This window comes from Marinobacter sp., assembly GCF_965229985.1.
Taxonomy (GTDB): domain Bacteria; phylum Pseudomonadota; class Gammaproteobacteria; order Pseudomonadales; family Oleiphilaceae; genus Marinobacter.
On record NZ_OZ245935.1, the window covers coordinates 552,084 to 569,410 of the forward strand.

11 protein-coding genes and 2 tRNA genes are annotated in these 17,327 nt (G+C 60.0%); 9 read left to right on the top strand and 4 right to left on the bottom strand.

Going from position 1 to position 17,327, the window contains the following annotated elements; genetic code table 11:
* Position 1 precedes the first annotated feature (1 nt).
* Positions 2 to 580 (top strand): CDP-diacylglycerol--glycerol-3-phosphate 3-phosphatidyltransferase, encoded by a 579-nt coding sequence (gene pgsA, locus ACO06L_RS02570; RefSeq protein ID WP_202346659.1) that lies wholly within the window; start codon positions 2 to 4, stop codon positions 578 to 580.
* Here the strand turns inward: pgsA and ACO06L_RS02575 are convergent.
* From ACO06L_RS02575 to ACO06L_RS02590, 4 genes are read right to left on the bottom strand one after another with little or no spacing between them, the layout of a single operon-like run.
* Entirely contained in the window at positions 513 to 1,166 is a 654-nt protein-coding gene (locus ACO06L_RS02575; protein ID WP_202346658.1) for an ABC-type transport auxiliary lipoprotein family protein, read from the bottom strand. The genes pgsA and ACO06L_RS02575 overlap by 68 nt on opposite strands.
* Positions 1,163 to 2,101 carry an MlaD family protein gene (locus ACO06L_RS02580; protein ID WP_202346657.1) on the bottom strand — a complete coding sequence of 313 codons (939 nt, stop codon included), beginning with the start codon at positions 2,099 to 2,101 and terminating at the stop codon, positions 1,163 to 1,165. The genes ACO06L_RS02575 and ACO06L_RS02580 overlap by 4 nt, the downstream gene beginning before the upstream one ends.
* 2 nt (positions 2,102 to 2,103) lie before the next feature.
* Entirely contained in the window at positions 2,104 to 2,928 is an 825-nt protein-coding gene (locus ACO06L_RS02585; RefSeq protein WP_202346656.1) for an ABC transporter ATP-binding protein, read from the bottom strand.
* Positions 2,929 to 2,939: 11 nt separating this feature from the next.
* Positions 2,940 to 4,106, bottom strand: coding sequence for an MlaE family ABC transporter permease (locus ACO06L_RS02590; protein WP_202346655.1), 1,167 nt, complete (start codon positions 4,104 to 4,106; stop codon positions 2,940 to 2,942).
* Positions 4,107 to 4,330: 224 nt separating this feature from the next.
* Between ACO06L_RS02590 and ACO06L_RS02595 the strand changes: the two genes are divergently transcribed.
* From ACO06L_RS02595 to ACO06L_RS02630, 8 genes are all read left to right on the top strand, one after another.
* Positions 4,331 to 4,406, top strand: a tRNA-Gly gene (locus ACO06L_RS02595).
* Between the two features lie 60 nt (positions 4,407 to 4,466).
* A tRNA-Cys gene (locus ACO06L_RS02600) sits at positions 4,467 to 4,540 on the top strand.
* A gap of 288 nt (positions 4,541 to 4,828) precedes the next feature.
* A complete protein-coding gene (locus tag ACO06L_RS02605; protein WP_202346654.1) occupies positions 4,829 to 7,309 on the top strand; it encodes a cation-translocating P-type ATPase in 2,481 nt (826 codons plus the stop codon).
* Positions 7,310 to 7,340: 31 nt separating this feature from the next.
* On the top strand, positions 7,341 to 8,660 hold the full coding sequence (locus ACO06L_RS02610; RefSeq protein WP_202346653.1) for an MFS transporter: 1,320 nt from the start codon (positions 7,341 to 7,343) through the stop codon (positions 8,658 to 8,660).
* 149 nt (positions 8,661 to 8,809) lie between these two features.
* Positions 8,810 to 10,525, top strand: a complete 1,716-nt coding sequence (locus tag ACO06L_RS02615) for an NADH-ubiquinone oxidoreductase-F iron-sulfur binding region domain-containing protein (protein ID WP_202346652.1) — start codon at positions 8,810 to 8,812, stop codon at positions 10,523 to 10,525.
* 10 nt (positions 10,526 to 10,535) lie between these two features.
* Complete coding sequence (fdhF, locus tag ACO06L_RS02620; protein ID WP_202346651.1) at positions 10,536 to 13,427, top strand: formate dehydrogenase subunit alpha; 2,892 nt, start codon at positions 10,536 to 10,538, stop codon at positions 13,425 to 13,427.
* A 115-nt stretch (positions 13,428 to 13,542) separates the two neighbouring features.
* A complete protein-coding gene (locus tag ACO06L_RS02625; RefSeq protein ID WP_202346650.1) occupies positions 13,543 to 14,664 on the top strand; it encodes a metallophosphoesterase family protein in 1,122 nt (373 codons plus the stop codon).
* Positions 14,661 to 17,300: an AAA family ATPase gene (locus ACO06L_RS02630; RefSeq protein WP_202346649.1), complete on the top strand. Its 2,640-nt coding sequence runs from the start codon at positions 14,661 to 14,663 to the stop codon at positions 17,298 to 17,300. The genes ACO06L_RS02625 and ACO06L_RS02630 overlap by 4 nt, the downstream gene beginning before the upstream one ends.
* Positions 17,301 to 17,327 lie beyond the last annotated feature (27 nt).

A 17,327-nucleotide genomic window follows, 5' to 3' on the forward strand; every position in this document is an offset into this window, starting at 1 on the left:
CATGAATTTACCAAACATCCTCACCCTTTCCCGAATCATCATGATCCCGGTATTCGTGGTGATTTTCTATCTTCCGGTGGGGTGGAGCTACCTCGTGAGCGCGGCCATTTTCGGATTGGCGGCGGCCACCGACTGGCTGGACGGTTACCTGGCCCGCAAGCTCGACCAGAGCACCCCGTTCGGCGCCTTCCTGGACCCGGTCGCGGACAAGCTCATGGTAGCCGTTGCGTTGGCTGTGCTGATCGAGGAACACTCGGCCATTCTGCTGACGATTCCGGCCACCGTTATTATTGGGCGTGAGATAGTCATTTCCGCCTTGCGGGAGTGGATGGCGGAAATTGGCAGCCGCAACAGCGTGGCGGTTTCCTTCATCGGCAAGATCAAGACCACCGCGCAGATGTGCGCGATTGTGGGTTTGTTGGCATTTCCTCCCGGAGTACTTTGGGCCAATGTCGCCTTGGCGTTGCTCTATATCGCTGCGATTCTCACACTCTGGTCCATGGGCCTCTACCTCAAGGCTGCCTGGGCTGACCTGTTTCCGGAGAAGGCCTCAGGCGAGGCGGATAGTCACACGTCGTAGCCCATTCAATCACCCTGGCGGCCAGATTACTGCCAGCGGTTCCGAAGGCCTCGACAATCTGGTCAACCGATGTGCCTGATGCCGGCTCCACGACGCGTTCAGTGCGAGTGCACAGGCTGGCCCTCGAACGGTTGTGAATCATCTGCAGGTGCAGCTCGATAACCACCTGCGGTCCGGATTCCGGGGTTTCCGAATGAAACGCCGAGAGTTCGGTGACCAGGGTTAGTTCAGCCTGCGCCGGGTTGGTATCTGTAATCACGTTCGTGTAGGCGCCACTCTGGCGAAGGCTGCTGACCAGCGTATCCCGGAGCACCACCGGTGCCGTGTCGCGCCAGCGGGTCCCCTCGTAGGCCCGGAACTCCTGAGGCGTGGGTTTGGCCAGAATCAGCGAGCCATTGAAAGGCTCGGAGGCGTAGGGTGTATCAACGCGAAGGGAGGCCTGAACCGGTTGCTCGGCTGCTGGCACCTGCTGGACCAAAGCCAGGTCCATAACCCTCGGTGGCTCCGGGTTCGGAAACACTGTGCAGCCACTGGCAAAGGCAGCACCGAGGAGAAGCGTCAGGTTTCTGATTGACCTCAATGTCACTGTGCCATCTCCTTCATGGTTTCATTGCCGAACAGGGTGCCAGTGGGATCTTGCTCCAGGCGATGAGTAAACTGGTTCAGGCTCCTCAGGGTTGCCCTCAGTTCCCGTAGTGCGGGCGCCAACTCTCCCATGCCCTGAAGCCCGGCATCCATTGCCCCCTGGTTGTTACGGGTCAGCTCATCAATCCGGGCCATGGTGGTGGTGATAACCGCAAGGGCCTTGTCCATCGATTGAAGAACCTGTTGACCATCGTTCTGCAGCAGCTCGTTGGCGTTATCCGAAACCCTGGACACCTTGATGGCTGCTTCCTCGGCGCGAACGGCGGCAGCGTCAAATTGTTCGAGCAGTGCGATCAGCTGGTCCCGGCGGTCGAGCAGGGCATCCGTGGCTTCCCGTGTGTTTTTCAGGATGGCGGATGCGTTCTCGATGTTTTCGCTGGATAACAGCTCCGTAGTGCTGGTAAGCAGCTGGTCCGCCTTGGCCAGGAGTTGTTCGCCATTGGCGAGCAGGCTATTGAACGCCGAAGGCTCGGCAACAATGACCGGTGGGTTATCGCGATCGCCCCTCAACGCCGGCTGGTCCGGACTCCCACCGCTGAACTGCACACTCATGCTGCCGGTGATATTGGCGAGCACCAGGCCGGCCTTGGTGTTTTCACGAATGGGAACCGACTGATCCACCCGAACCAAAACCCGTACGTGGCCGGGATTGTCCGGGGCCAGTTTCAGCTCCACCACATCACCAATCTGAACGCCGCTGTAAAGCACAGGGTTACCCTCGGACAGGCCGCCGACTGCATGGTCGAAGACGATTTCATAGTAACCCCATTCCCGATCGGCGGAGGATTTCGCCAGCCACAGAGAAAAGATCAGCGCGGCGGCGAAGGCCAGGATGGTAAACAGGCCAATGATCAGGTGGTGGGCCCTTGGCTCCATGGTTACTGCTCCTGATTCCGTTTGTTCGAATGGTCCCTGAATGCGTAGCTCGCCGCCCGGCCACGGGGGCCGTTAAAGTAGTCCTGAATCCACTCATCCTCCGTGGCGGCAACAGCCTCCAGCGTATCAGCTACCAGTACCTTGCGCTGTGACAGTACCGCAACCCTGTCACAGGTTGAGTACAGGGTGTCCAGATCATGGGTGACCAGAAACACGGTCAGCCCCAGGGCATCCCGGAGCGTCACAATCAGCCGGTCGAATGCCGCTGCCCCAATGGGGTCCAGGCCCGCCGTGGGCTCATCCAGAAACAGGATTTCCGGATCCAGTGCCAGGGCCCGTGCCAGGCTCGCCCGTTTCACCATACCGCCGGAGAGTTCAGACGGGTAACGAACCGCTGCATCCGGAGGTAAACCGGTCAGCGCCAGCTTCATCCTGGCCAGCTGTTCAGCCTCGGGCCGCTTCAGGCCCGCGTGCTCGATCAGCGGAACGGCGATGTTCTCCTGCAGGTTCAGGGAGGTAAACAGGGCGCCGCCCTGGAACAGAACACCGAAGCGTTGCTCTATGCGGGAGCGTGCCCGTGCCGAAAGCTGGATAAGATCCTCGCCAAACACCCGGATATGGCCCGAGGCGGGCGTATTCAGCCCAACGATACTGCGCAAAAGCACCGTTTTGCCGGTTCCCGACCCGCCAACTACTCCCAGTATTTCGCCCCGCAGCAGGTCAAGGTCGAGGTTCTCGTGCACAACATGCTCGCCGAAGCGGTTGCACAGGTCCCGCACCGCTATCACCGGTTTGTTTCTGGCTTCAGTATTCGAAGGTGCCGCCATTAACGCCATGATTACCAGCCCATTTCCATAAAGAATAGTGCAGCAATGGAATCCAGCAGAATCACCATAAAGATGGACTGAACCACGCTGGAAGTGGTGTGTTCGCCCACTGATTGGGCACTGCCAGCCACCTTGAACCCTTCCAGGCAGCCAATGACGGCAATCAGGAAGGCAAAGATCGGCGCCTTCACAATGCCAACAACGAAATGCTGTAGGGCAATGTCCCGCTCAACGATGGCCATGAACTGCGTCGGCGAGATATCCAGCACCAGGGCACAGACCATGGCGCCGCCAACCATGCCCGAGATCATGCCCACAAAGGTGAGAATGGGGAGGCTCACCATCATCGCCATAACCCGGGGTAGCACCAGCAGTTCAATGGGGTTCAGGCCCAGGGTGCGGATGGCATCCAGCTCCTCGTTAACCTTCATGGCGCCAATGTGAGCGGTAAACGCGCTGGCGGTTCGACCGGCCAGAAGTATTGCGGCCAGCAGCACCCCGAATTCCCGCAGGAAGGAAAACGCCACCAGGTTGACCGTATAAATGGTGGCGCCGAAATCGTCCAGCACGGTTGCACCCAGAAAAGCCACCACAGCGCCCACCAGAAACGTCAGCAGTGCCACGATGGGCAGGGCATTCAGGCCGGTGTCATGAACCGCAGCCACAAAGGGCGTCATCCGCCACCGCCAGGGCCGGGGAAGGTTCCAGGCCAGGGTGCCCAGTGTCTGGCCAATAAAACCCACAAGAATCCACAGCAGCCGAAAGATGCTTTCAACCTTCTGGCCGGTGCCGGTCACAAAGCTCCAGAGTAGGGAAGGTGTGCGCCGATCTGGCCTGGGCTGGTTCTTCATTGCCTCGCAGACGGCGGCAATCAGCGCGGATTTTTCACGGGGTAAGTCGCCAGCGGCCGAGGCAGCTTCAAGCAAGCGCTCCGGGCCGATCAGGGAGGCCAACTGCGATGCACCGGCAGTGTCAATCTGATCCAGTCCCGAGAGGTCGATGGATAATCGACTCGTATCCCTGGAAGACATCGACGAAGCCAGGGAAGCCAGCGACCGGTAATGGCTCAACAGCCAGTCATCCGTCACCCTCAGGGTGCCGGCTTCAACGGTTACGGATCCGGGTTTGGAGGACGGTCTTTGTGGATCGGTCTGCTCGGAAGAATCAGGACTGGGCACGTTCTGTCGAATCCCTGAGTGATGTTGCCTGCCAGTGACTAGCTTAGAGAGTGCAAAGGTTCTCCGCCAGTATGCAAGTCGCATGATTGCATCCGGCACCGCGATTGGCCAAACTTTACCCACAATCTCCAGTAAAACAAAAACTTGATAAAAAACTATTGACGCCCGAACGGTAATCCGTAGAATACGCAGCCGTTGACGAGGCAATGCCCCGGAAACAAAGAGCGGGAATAGCTCAGTTGGTAGAGCACAACCTTGCCAAGGTTGGGGTCGCGAGTTCGAATCTCGTTTCCCGCTCCAATTTCAAGTCTCTCAATGCCCACCTGAGAGCACAAAGATCCGATCTCTTCGATCTTTTCCGGCGCGGTGGCAGAGTGGTTATGCAGCGGACTGCAACTCCGTGTACGCCGGTTCGATTCCGACCCGCGCCTCCAATATTATCCCTGAAAACAGATCAGTCTCCCCTTATTCGTTCCGAATTGTGGCCGGGGTTCACATACGGAAATCCCTGCCAGTGAACACGGTTCAGCGAATTCCGCTCTCGTTCATCTGATCCCGCCCTGCGCCTGCTCCCCAGTCCCGGCTTCTTGCTGAATTCTTCATCGGAAGAGTGTGTTCGGTGGATAGGAAGCCGCTGCGTTGCCTGTTGAGGTGGCGAAAGTGTGTGGCGCCAGCTATGTATTCAACACACGGGATAAGATGGGCGGGGCCGGGATTGTCTCATGAAAAGAATCATCCCAAGTGAGCGTTTAAAGTCGTTGCCCGATGGCTTGTCCGGTCTTACTCCCGAGGGCGTCCTTGAGCTTCGACAACAATACGGTACCAACCTGATCGTTGAAATGCCCGGCGGTGGCTGGGGGGCCTTACTCAAGGACACGTTGCGGGATCCGATGTTGTGGTTCCTGATGGGTACCAGTGTCATTTTCTTCCTTACAGGCAGCCGCACCGAATCGCTTGTTTTGCTCGTTGCGTTGATTCCTTTCCTCGGCATGGACGCGTACCTGCACCGAAGGACACAGGCCTCCACAGCCACCCTTGCCGATCTATTGGCCACGCGTGTCACCGTTGTTCGGCAGGGCCAGACGATGAATGTGGACGCCACTGAGCTTGTGCCAGGGGATCTGGTGGAGGTCTCCATTGGCGAGCCGTTTCCCGCAGACGGTCTGTTGGTTAGTGCCGAATCTGTGCAGGTGGACGAATCGGCACTGACCGGAGAAGCCTATCCTGTGCAGAAAGTGGCCTCCGATTCCACCTGGGTATCGAGTACCGACTTGACTGTTGATGACTCAACCTGGGGATTCGCGGGAACCCGTCTACTTGCTGGCAAGGCTCATCTGCGGGTCGTCTTTACCGGGCGAGAAACCGTGTACGGCGAGATCGTGCGTACTGCCCTGGGCGGGCGTCACGAGAGGACACCTCTGCAACGGGCAGTGGCACGTTTGGTCGGCAGTCTGTTGCTGGTTGCACTGGCATTCTGCGTTCTTCTGGCGGCCGTGCGACTCTACCAGGGATACGGTTGGCTTGACGCGCTTATCGCTGCGGTAACCCTGGCGGTGGCAGCCCTTCCCGAGGAGTTTCCAGTCGTCCTGACATTTTTTCTGGGAGTCGGCGTCTATCGACTCGCCAAACGCAAGGCACTGGTCAGGCGGGCCGTCGCCGTCGAGAATATCGGAAGAGTAACAACCATCTGTTGCGACAAGACCGGAACGCTCACGGAAGGCCGGCTGACCCTGGCTCATTATTTCCCAGGGAACGAAATACCTCCCGACCGCCTTCTGGAGTTGGCCGTTGGGGCATCCCGCCGCGACTCGGGCGATCCAATGGATGACGCGATTGTCGCGGCGTATGGCAAGGGCACAGAGGCAAAAGTCGTTTCAAATTTCCCGTTTACCGAGGATCGTAAACGGGAAACCTCTGTCGTGGAGGAACAGGGCAGGCTGAGGGCCGTGGTAAAAGGGGCTCCGGAAACCGTTCTTTCTTTGTGCACTCTTTCCTCTGGAGAACTGGCCGACTGGCAAACTCAGGTGTATCAACTGGCAGCGGAAGGTCATAAGGTTCTGGCATGCGCGTCGCGCGATTGGGTGGATGAGGGGGCAGAGGAGCCGTCTGATGAGTTCACTTTTGCCGGCCTGTTGGCTTTCGAGGATCCGGTTCGTGATGGCGTGAAAGACGCTGTGGCGCAGTGCACAGCGGCATCCATTAAAGTCATCATGGTGACTGGAGATCATCCGGAAACAGCCCGGGCTATCGCCTCGGAAATTGGGTTGGGTGGTCAATTACCCGTGGTCATCACGGGTGATGAGTTAGAACACCGCCTGGCGAGCAACGAAGAAACCGGAATTGATCAAATAGATGTCGTTGCCCGCGCCGTTCCAGCACAGAAGCACGCCCTGGTGCTGCATCTCCAAGCCAAGGGTGAGCTGGTTGCAGTTACAGGGGACGGCGTTAACGATGTGCCCGCGCTGCAGAGTGCTGATATAGGCATCGCCATGGGCGAACGAGGAACTCGAGCTGCCCGGGAAGTGGCTTCGATCGTATTGATGGACGATAATTTTCGGACCATCGTGGGAGCAATTGCTGAGGGGCGACAGCTTTTCGCCAACCTGCAGCAGAGTTTCCAATATCTCCTGATGATTCACATACCGTTGGTTCTGACGGCTGCCCTGATCCCGTTCCTGGGTTTCCCGATCCTCTATTTACCCATCCACATTGTGTGGCTCGAATTGATTATTCACCCAACAGCGCTGCTCGTTTTTCAAAGCGCCGCCCGAAGTGATGTTCTCCAGACTCACCCATCGAAGGGCGTGCGGAATTTCTTTGATTCCCGTCGAACCGTCGTGATCGTGATTACCGGATTGCTTGTGACAGCGCTGATTTACTGGAGCTACGTAAGAAGTCTTGGCGTAGGGCGCGACATTGAACATGCCCGGGCTATGGCCCTCGCGGCTCTGATCTTTGCCGGGGCCGGGATTACGGCGGTTTTGAGCCAGTTTCGCGGTGTCGCGGCGTGGGCAGTGTTCGGTGGTGCCATCCTTTCGGCATTCATCTTCATCCAGGAACCCCGGCTTTCGGCCATACTCCAGCTACGCCCACTGCATTTTGAGGACTGGGTTATCGCTGGGCTGAGTGGCGCCCTCGTCAGCCTCCCTGTTTTCTTTGATCAAAGGTTAAGTGCGCGCCCTGGCCCCAGAACAGTTGACTGATGCACCCATGACAGGGAATAGCGAACCGCCAATGGACCAAGACGCCACCACCCATCTGCCAGTGGCACCCAAACTGGCATCGCTGGCGGTTCTATTACTGGCAACCGTGTTGATGTACACAAGCCAGGGCCTGACTCATACGCTGGTTCCCCTTCGTCTCTCAAGCGGCTCCGCCTCGGGCTTTGTAACGGCCTGCTACTTCTTGGGGTTTGGCCTCGGAGCGTTTCTAAGCCCGCTGCTTGTGAGCCGAATAGGCCATATCCGCGCGTTTGGTGGTCTGCTCGGAATCGTTATCGTTGCTGTCCTGTTCCTCCCAATGGTTGATGCGCTGTGGCTCTGGGGAATAACGCGACTGCTCCATGGTGCCAGTATTGCTGCGGCAGCAGTTGTGGTTGAAGCCTGGTTGGTCAGTGCCTCCGGCCTTGAGGCACGAGGGAGGGTGCTTGCGGTATACACCATTGCGGTATACGGAGGCATTGGAATCGGGCCGCTGTTCCTGGTCTTTTTTCGAGACACGCTCTGGCAACCATTCAGCGTTGCGGCGATTATCCTGTGCCTCGCTGCAGTGCCGGTACTGTTTTGGCGTACCGACGCGCCGGCAATACCTCAATACGCGCCCGCCAGCTGGCGCCGCATCAAGAGCGTCTCGACAGTCAGTTTAATGACAGCCTCTGCAGCCGGCTTTTCAGCGGGCGCACTTACGGCGCTGGGACCCATTTACGCGGTCTCTCTGGGGCTGGATACGTCTGGCGTGGCGCTGATGATGAGTGTACCCGTTATCCTTGGCCTGGTTCTGCAATGGCCCGTGGGGATGCTGTCCGACCATTACGAACGCCGGAGGGTAATTTCCGGCGCGACACTGATCAGTGCCAGTTGCGCATTTGCCCTGATCTGGGGAGGGAGCCTTGAACTGGTCGTGGTCTTCTCTCTGTTGGCGGTGCTCCACGGTATTCTGTACTCGCTTTACCCTCTTGCTCTGGCCCACGCCAATGATCGCGTTGGAACACCGACAGATACTGCAGATATTGGCGCGGGTCTGCTGTTGTGTTACGGGATTGGCGCGGCGGCAGGCCCCGCTTTTGCAGGCGGCCTCGCCCTCGCCATGGGTCCAACGTCGGGGTTCCTGGTGGCCATGGTCGCTTTGACGCTGACCGGGCTCTACATTCTTCTGAATGTTCATCGCCATTCCCAAATTGCGATCGTTGATAAAGGCGCGTACACCAACCTGCCTTCCTCAACGCCAAAAGTGTTTGAGCTCGACCCGAGAACCGTCCCAGACCCGGTCACGAGTGCCGACCAGGCCACCATACATTCTGATGACCCGGAAACGTCGCCTGTGTCCCGCTCGTAAACCCACCCCCCCGGTTTCAAAACCGCGACCTGGTTCATGCTGCTTTCCATTATCTGGCGTCATCCCGGCCTCATATGCTTCAATGATGGGTAACTAGTCAAGTCAGTCGGCAAGGCTGTCTTTGATACCTCGGCGCCTGGTCAACAACAATGAGCACAGACGATAAGATGGTCAAACGCCGGCGCTCTGCTCTACGTGGCCGTCAACTGGAACCGGCGGTACTGTCGGAGCTGCGGGACCTGATCGGTGACGAACGTGTCGATTCGTCATTGCGAGACCGCGATCGCCTTATCGAGCACCTGCATGTACTGCAGGACGCAGACGGTTACCTCTCCATGGCCCGCCTTCGGGCCCTTGCGGCTTTCATGAACCTGCCCATGGCCGCCGTCTATGAAACGGCCACTTTCTACGCCCATTTCGACGTCATTCACGATGAACAAGCCCCGCCGCCTGAGATAACGCTACGGGTCTGTGACTCGCTTTCCTGCCAACTGGCGGGCGCAGGGGCTCTGCACAAGGCACTGGCCGATGGGACTGATCCGAGCCAGGTGCGTGTGGTCCACGCGCCCTGCATGGGGCGCTGCGATACAGCACCCGTGGTGGCCGTGGGACAACATCATGTATGCAACGCCACAGTCCAGACGGTTGGTGCGGCAGTCGAACAAAAGCAGGTTCAACCCGACGAAATCCATTGGCAAAAGCTGGCGGATTACCGCTCGGTGGGTGGTTACCAGTTGCTGAAGGATTGCCGCGACAGTCGGGTTACTGTCGAGTCCCTTGCGGAAGAACTTCAGCAGGCTGGTCTGCGCGGCTTGGGCGGCGCCGGGTTCCCCACGTACCGCAAATGGCAGGCGGTGCGGGCCGAATCCGGGCCACGCTATGCGGTGATCAATGCCGACGAAGGAGAGCCGGGTACCTTCAAAGATCGTTATTACCTGGAACGAGAACCCCACGTCTTCCTGGAAGGTGCACTGGTCAGCGCCTGGGCGGTTGAGGCGAAGGCCCTCTACATATACCTGCGGGACGAGTATCCCGGCCTGCACCGTGTGCTGAAAGACGCCGTTGCCGAACTGGAAGCTTCCGGCATCGTAGAACCCGGTTTTGTGATCCTGCGCCGGGGCGCGGGCGCGTACATCTGCGGCGAGGAATCCGCCCTGATCGAGTCCCTGGAAGGCAAACCCGGCAAGCCACGCCATCGACCGCCGTTCGTGGCCCAGAAGGGATTGTTTAACCAGCCCACCCTTGTTAACAACGTCGAGACCGTTTACTGGATTCCGCGCATTCACGCCCAGGGTGCAGACTGGTTCGCCAGCCAGGGGCGGCATGGTCGCAAGGGGCTTCGCAGCTTTTCGGTGTCCGGCCGGGTTGCTCGGCCCGGTGTGCACGTCGCACCCGCTGGCATCACCCTCAATGAATTGATCGAGGAGTACTGCGGTGGAATGGCCGAGGGGCATCGCCTGCTGGCGTACCTGCCCGGCGGGGCCTCCGGCGGCATACTGCCGGCCAGCAAGGCCGACATCCCTTTGGACTTCGACACCCTGCAGGAACACGGTTGCTTCATCGGCTCCGCAGCCGTGATCGTGCTGTCGGATCAGGACGATTTGCAGGCGGCGGCTGCCAACCTGCTGGGTTTCTTCGCGGACGAATCCTGCGGCCAGTGCACGCCCTGCCGTGTGGGCACCGAGAAAATGCTCACCTTGCTGGAGCGGGATACCTGGGATGAGCAAACGCTCCAGCAGTTGGCCGGAGTGATGGCGGATGCGTCCATCTGCGGTCTCGGCCAGGCCGCACCCAATCCGGTACTGAGCCTGCTGCGGGACTTCCGAAGCGAACTCGCCAGCCAAAAACTGATCGCCAAAGGGTAGGGAGGCAGCCATGAGCGAATCGAAAAGAGCCATGAGCGCTGCGACCACAAGCTTCACTCTGACCCTGGACGACGTGGAAGTACAGGCCCACCCCGGCGAAACCCTGTGGCAGGTGGCCAGGCGCGCCGGCGAGACCATCCCGCACCTCTGCTTCAAAGACGCCCCGGGTTACCGCGCCGATGGCAATTGCCGCGCCTGCATGGTGGAAGTGGAGGGTGAGCGGGTGCTCGCCGCAAGCTGTATCCGCGAGGCCAAGCCCGGCATGGTGGTACGAAGTGCCGTTTCCACCAGAGCCCAGGAAGCCAGGAAAGCTGTTCTGGAATTATTGCTGGCGGATCAACCTGCCCGAGATAGTAGTCCCGATCGTTCAAGCCATCTGTGGGAAACCGCTGACCAACTGGCGATTGATGCAGCTGCCGTGCGCCAACGCCTCCCGGCCCATTCAGAGCGAGAAGAACCAACGGTTCACCATGTGGCGCCGCGGTCGGATGAGCTGGCCCACGCCCGGGGCCATGACGCCACTCACTCTGCCATGAACGTGAATCTGGATGCCTGCATCACCTGCGGGTTGTGCGAGCGCGCCTGCCGGGAAGTGCAGGGCAACGATGTCATCGGCCTGGCCCACCGCGGTGCCGCTTCCAAAGTGGTGTTTGATTTCGATGATCCCATGGGCGACAGCACCTGCGTTGCCTGTGGCGAATGCGTCCAGGCCTGCCCGACAGGTGCGCTCATGCCCGCTACCCTGATTGATGCCCAGGGCCACGGAGACTCCGCCACCGCCGACCGCACCGTGGACTCCGTTTGCCCCTATTGCGGCGTGGGCTGCCAGCTGACCTATCACGTGAAAGACGAGCCCGCTCCTGCTGAATCAGGAATAGGCGAGCAGCGAGGACGCATTCTGTTTGTTGAAGGCAAAGACGGCCCCTCAAACCAGGGCCGGCTCTGCGTGAAAGGCCGTTTTGGCTTTGATTACCCCTCACACCCGGCGCGGCTCACCCGGCCACTGATTCGCCGGGAGGGCGTCCCCAAGGGCCTCGACCCGGACTTTGATCCGGCCCATCCGTTAACGCACTTTCGAGAGGCGAGTTGGGAAGAAGCGCTGGATCTGGCGGCAGGGGGATTGACCCAACTTAAAACCCAGCACGGACCGGACGCGCTCGCCGGCTTCGGCAGCGCCAAGTGCTCCAACGAAGAAGCCTGGCTGTTCCAGAAGCTGGTGCGCACCGGTTTCGGCTCCAACCACGTTGATCACTGCACCCGGCTTTGCCACGCCAGCTCCGTGGCCGCGTTGATGGAATGCCTGGGCTCCGGCGCCGTGACCGCCTCCTTCATGCAGGCCCTTGAGGCGGATGTGGTCATCCTCACCGGCTGCAATCCGGCGGTAAACCATCCGGTGGCCGCCACCTACTTCAAGCAGGCGGCACGCAACGGCACCAAGCTGATCATCATCGATCCCCGGGGCCAGGCGCTGGATGCCTATGCCTGGCGCAGCCTGCGTTTCTCGCCGGGTGGCGACGTGTCACTGTTCAACGCCATGCTCAATGTGATCATCAGCGAAGGGCTCTTCGACCAGGCCTATATTGACGCCCACACCGAAGGCTTCGAGGCATTGGCAGCCAGCGTTGAAGGCATGACCCCGGAAGTGATGAGCCCGGTGTGTGGCGTTGAGCCCGACACCATTCGTGAAGTGGCCCGAGCCTACGCCGAGGCTGACAGAGCGATGATTTTCTGGGGCATGGGCATCTCCCAACACGTGCACGGCACCGACAACGCCCGCTGCCTGATTTCCCTGGCCCTCACATGCGGCCACACCGGCCGGCCCGGCACTGGTCTGCACCCATTGCGGGGGCAGAACAACGTGCAGGGCGCCTCCGATGCCGGCCTGATCCCCATGGTGCTGCCCGACTACCAACCGGTCGGGGATGCCCAGTTGCGCGCCGCCTTCGAAGAGCTATGGAACACCGAACTGGACCCGAAGCCGGGGCTCACCGTGGTGGAAATTATGGATGCCATCAGGGCGGGCACGATCAAAGGCATGTACATCCTCGGCGAAAACCCAGCAATGTCCGACCCGGACCTGACCCACGCCCGGGCCGCGCTTGCTGCCCTGGAGCACCTGGTGGTACAGGACCTCTTCGCCACAGAGACCGCCCAGTTTGCCGACGTGATCCTGCCTGCCGCCGCCTGGTCGGAAAAATCCGGCACCGTCACCAACACCAACCGCCAGGTGCAAATGGGCCGTGCTGCACTGGCTCCGCCGGGAGAGGCAAAGCCCGACTGGTGGGTTGTTCAGGAAATCGCCCGGCGTTTCGGGCTGGCCTGGAACTACGCCGGTCCCGAGCAGGTGTTTGAAGAAATGAAGCAGGGCATGCACTCACTGGATCATATCTCCTGGTCTCGCCTGGAGCGCGAGGGGTCAGTCACCTATCCATGCCCCGCGGATGACGCCCCGGGCCAGGACGTTGTCTTCTCCGATGCCTTCCCGCGCGCAGGAGGCCGTGCCAGATTCTCACCGGCCAGCCCGCTGCCACCGGATGAGCCGGTGGATGATGCCTATCCCATCGTGCTGACCACCGGGCGATTGCTTGAACACTGGCACACCGGCGCCATGACCCGTCGCAGCCGGGTGCTGGATGAGCGTGAGCCGGAAGCGGCAGCCTACCTGGCACCTGCGGAGCTGGATCGTTTGGGCGTAGCTCCGGGTAATGACATTCTAATTGCCACCCGGCGCGGCACCATCACCCTGACGGCGCGGGCCGACCAGACCATGCCGGAGGGCATGGTGTTCGTACCCTTCGCCTTTGTGGAGGCGGCAGCAAACGTGCTCACCAACCCGGCCCTGGACCCATTCGGGAAGATCCCGGAGTTCAAGTATGCAGCCTGCAGGTTGAGCCCGGCGTAGCTTCCCAAGCAAACCGATTCCCTCCTAACGACGTTGATTGTCGTACCGCCTCTGTAAAGTTGTCGCGGGTAGTCTAGAATAACGCCAAAATTTCCAGATCTTTCAGGTAGATAAAATGCCAAAGTTTTTGCATACGGCAGACTGGCAGATGGGCCGGGCCTTTACCCGTTTCGAGACCGAAGACGGTGCAGCCCTGGTCGAGGCCCGGTTCGAGGCCATTGAAACACTTGCGCAGCTGGCCAATGAACATCAGTGCGATGCGGTCCTGGTGGCCGGCGACGTCTTTGATGCGCAAACGGTCTCCGACCGAACAATTCGCAGGGTGTTCAACGCCACAAAGGGGTTTGCCGGCCCCTGGGTCATGCTGCCAGGCAACCACGATGCCGCCCTGGCAGAGAGCGTGTGGACGCGAGCCCAACGCCTGGGGGCGGTGCCGGAGAACGTCCATCTGGCGCTGCAGCCCGGGGTGATTGATCTGGAACCCCAGCGCCTTAGCATCCTCTGCGCGCCACTGACTCAGCGCCATACCTACGGCGATCTGACCGAGCCATTCAGCGGCTACGAAACCCCTGAAGGTTTCATCAGAATCGGCCTGGCCCACGGCAGCGTCCAGGGCCTGTTGCCGGACGAAATTGACTCAACCAACCCCATCGCGCCGGATCGAGCAAAAGCCAGCAGGCTCGATTACCTCGCCCTGGGCGACTGGCATGGCACCAAACAGATCGATGAACGCACCTGGTACAGCGGATCGCCCGAGCCGGAACGATTCCGGAACAACGAAGCGGGGAATGCCCTGATCGTTGAAGTGTCCGAACCCGGGGCAACCCCGAAAGTAACCTCGCTCCCAACGGGGCGGTATCAATGGCACCAATGGCGGGAAACCCTGGCAGTCCACTCCGATCTTGAGCAGCTGCTGGAGCGTTTGAACACCTTGCCGGAATCCGCCGTGGTTGATCTGCGCCTTGAGGGCTCGGTGACCCTGGCCGGCGAGGAAACCCTGTTGAAGGCTTTGTCGGTTGCCGAAGCGCGATTCCGCAGTCTTCGTTGTGAGCGGAGCGGGCTTCAGCTTGCACCTACCGATGAAGACATCGCGGCCCTGAAAGCGGATGGCTACGTGGGCGAGGTGGTTGAAAGCCTGCGGGAGCTGCAGGAAGGGGCCCAGGACGATGTCGCCCGGGATGCCCTGGCGATCCTGGCCGGGATCGCCAGGGAGCGGGAACAGGAGGTGGGGCAATGAAGCTGCAGCGAATGCGCATTGAACAGCTGCGCCAGTTCCGCAAACCCTTCGTTCTGGACAACCTGCAACCCGGCCTCAACCTGATCCATGGCCCCAACGAGTCCGGCAAAAGCACGCTGGTACGTGCCATCCGTGCCGCGTTTTTCGAGCGCTACCGTTCAACGGCCGTAGACGACCTGCGCCCCTGGGGTGACTCCGCCGCGGCGCCCACCATCGAGCTGGATTTCGAGCACGACAACCGTGTTTGGCGCCTCACCAAAAGCTTTCTCCAGCGCAAACGGTGCGACCTCGTTGTCGGCACCGAGACCTACAGTGAAGACGACGCCGAAGAAAAGCTGGCTGAATTACTGGGGTACCAGTACCCGAAACGGGGCGCCAGCAAAGCCGAACACTGGGGCATACCGGGACTGCTGTGGGTGGAGCAGGGCACCGGGCAGGACATCGAACAGGCCATAGAGCATGCCGGTGATCATCTGAAGTCTGCACTGAATTCCATGGTCGGAGAGGTGGCCAGCTCCGGCGGCGACGACCTGATCGAGACGGTTCGCAGCCAGCGGGACACCCTGCTGACCGGCACCGGCAAGCCCCGGGGCGATTACCTGAAACTGGAAAAAGACCGCGCTCAATATGAACTTGAAATTGAAGAGCTGAAGGAGCGGGTGCATAAATACCAGGAGCAGGTCGACCGGCTTGGCAAACTGACCCAGGACTATGATCAGGCCGAGGCCGAGCGCCCATGGGAAGACGCCCAGCGCCAGCTCGAGGAAGCCCGGGTGCGATATCAGCAGGTTGAGCGCCTGGAGCAGCAACAGAACCAGGAGAAAGCCACACTCAGCCAGCTACAGCAGAACCACCGCCTGCTGCAGCAGAACAAGGAACACCTGGAAGGGCTCAGTCGCCAGCTTGAAGGCCGAAAAGCCGAACTGGACCGAGCAGAGCGAGACCTCGCCACCGCAGAAGCCCAAACTCCGATGATTGCAGGCCGTTTGAGCGAAGCCAGAACCGCCTATGAGCAAGCGGAAAAGCAACGGAAACTTGCGGGTTTGCTGCAAACCCGGGAGCGGCTGGAGCAGGATGCCCGCCGGCTTGAACAGCAAAAACAAGTGCTGACCCAGAACCTTACCAAAGCAAAGGAATACCACCAGCAGCTGGAGCAGGCCAGGCAACAGGCCAGGGAAAACCGCATTGATGCAGAGTTGGTCAAAAAGCTGCGAGCAACGGGGAACCAGTTGAACGAAGAGACCATTCGCTCACGGACCATCGCCACCCGATTGAGCTGGCAGCTGGATGCTGGCGAATCACTGACGCTGAACGATGAATCGCTTACCGGACAAGGCGAGCAACAGCTTCTGGAAGAATCGACGCTGGTTATTCCAGGCGTGGGTACCCTGGGCATAACGCCGGGCGGGGAAGAGCTGGCCAGCACCCGGAGGAAGCTAAAAGCCCTTGAGGAAAACCTGAAAGAACAGCTGAAAACCCTTGGCGTGGAATCCGTAGCGCAGGCGGAGGATCGTCTTTCCGCCTTTGAAAGTGCTGGACGAGCCGTGAAGCATGCCGACGAGCTGTTTAAATCTCTGGCACCGGCAGGCCTTGAGCAACTTTTTTCCGACCAGAACGAGGCAGAGGGCGAGCTGGAGAAAGCCAAAACACAACTGGAAGCCACGCCCAAACCGGATCCGCAAGAGCATGTGCCGGCCCTGGAAGAAGCAGAGGCGGCATTCGCCCGGGCTGGCACCGCATTGGACAAAGCCGAATCCGATGAGCGCGCGCACCAGTCCAGTCTGTCGGCGCTGAAACAGGCCCGGGATAACGCCAAAACCGAATGGCAGCGGGTGGCGGATGAAGAAAAGAGCCCGGAAAGGCAGCAGAAACTTCGTGAGATAACGACCGATCTTGCGAACATCGAAAAACAGCAGGCCGAACTGCAAGCCAGCCTCGAACGCCGCGAACGGGAAATCCGCGACGCTCGCCCGGACTTTCTTAAGCAGGACATCGAACGCTACCAGAATGCGGTCAATCAGCTGCGCCAGACGCAGGAGAACCGGGGCCGCGAACTGCGCGATATCAAAGTCCGGCTCGAAGCCTGGGGGGCGGAAGGTCTGGAAGAACAGCTCAACGAGAAAGAGGCGGAGTACGACCAGTGCAACCGCCGCTATCAGGAATTGCATCGCCGGGCCCGGGCACTGGATCTGCTGCTGAACCTGCTCACCGAAAAGCGCCAGGCCCTGACACGTCGACTGCAGGCGCCGTTGCAGAAACACCTGAACCACTACCTTTCAGTGCTGTTTCCGGAAGCGTCGCTGGAAGTGGATGAACAGCTACGCCCGGGCACCTTCAGCCGGGGGACCGAACTGGGGCAGATCACTGAACTGAGTTTTGGTGCCAGGGAACAGATGGGCCTGATCAGCCGTCTGGCCTATGCCGATCTTCTGCGCGAAGCAGGAAGGCCAACGCTGGTCATCCTGGACGATACCCTGGTGCACAGTGACAGCGACCGACTGGAAGACATGAAACGCATCCTGTTCGATGCGGCCAGCCGGCATCAGATACTGCTGTTTACCTGCCATCCGGAGAAGTGGCAGGACTTGGGGGTGCCGCCGGTGGATATTCAGGCAACCAAGGAGCAGGGCGTTTAGTCCCTTCAAACGAACAAGGAACAGCCA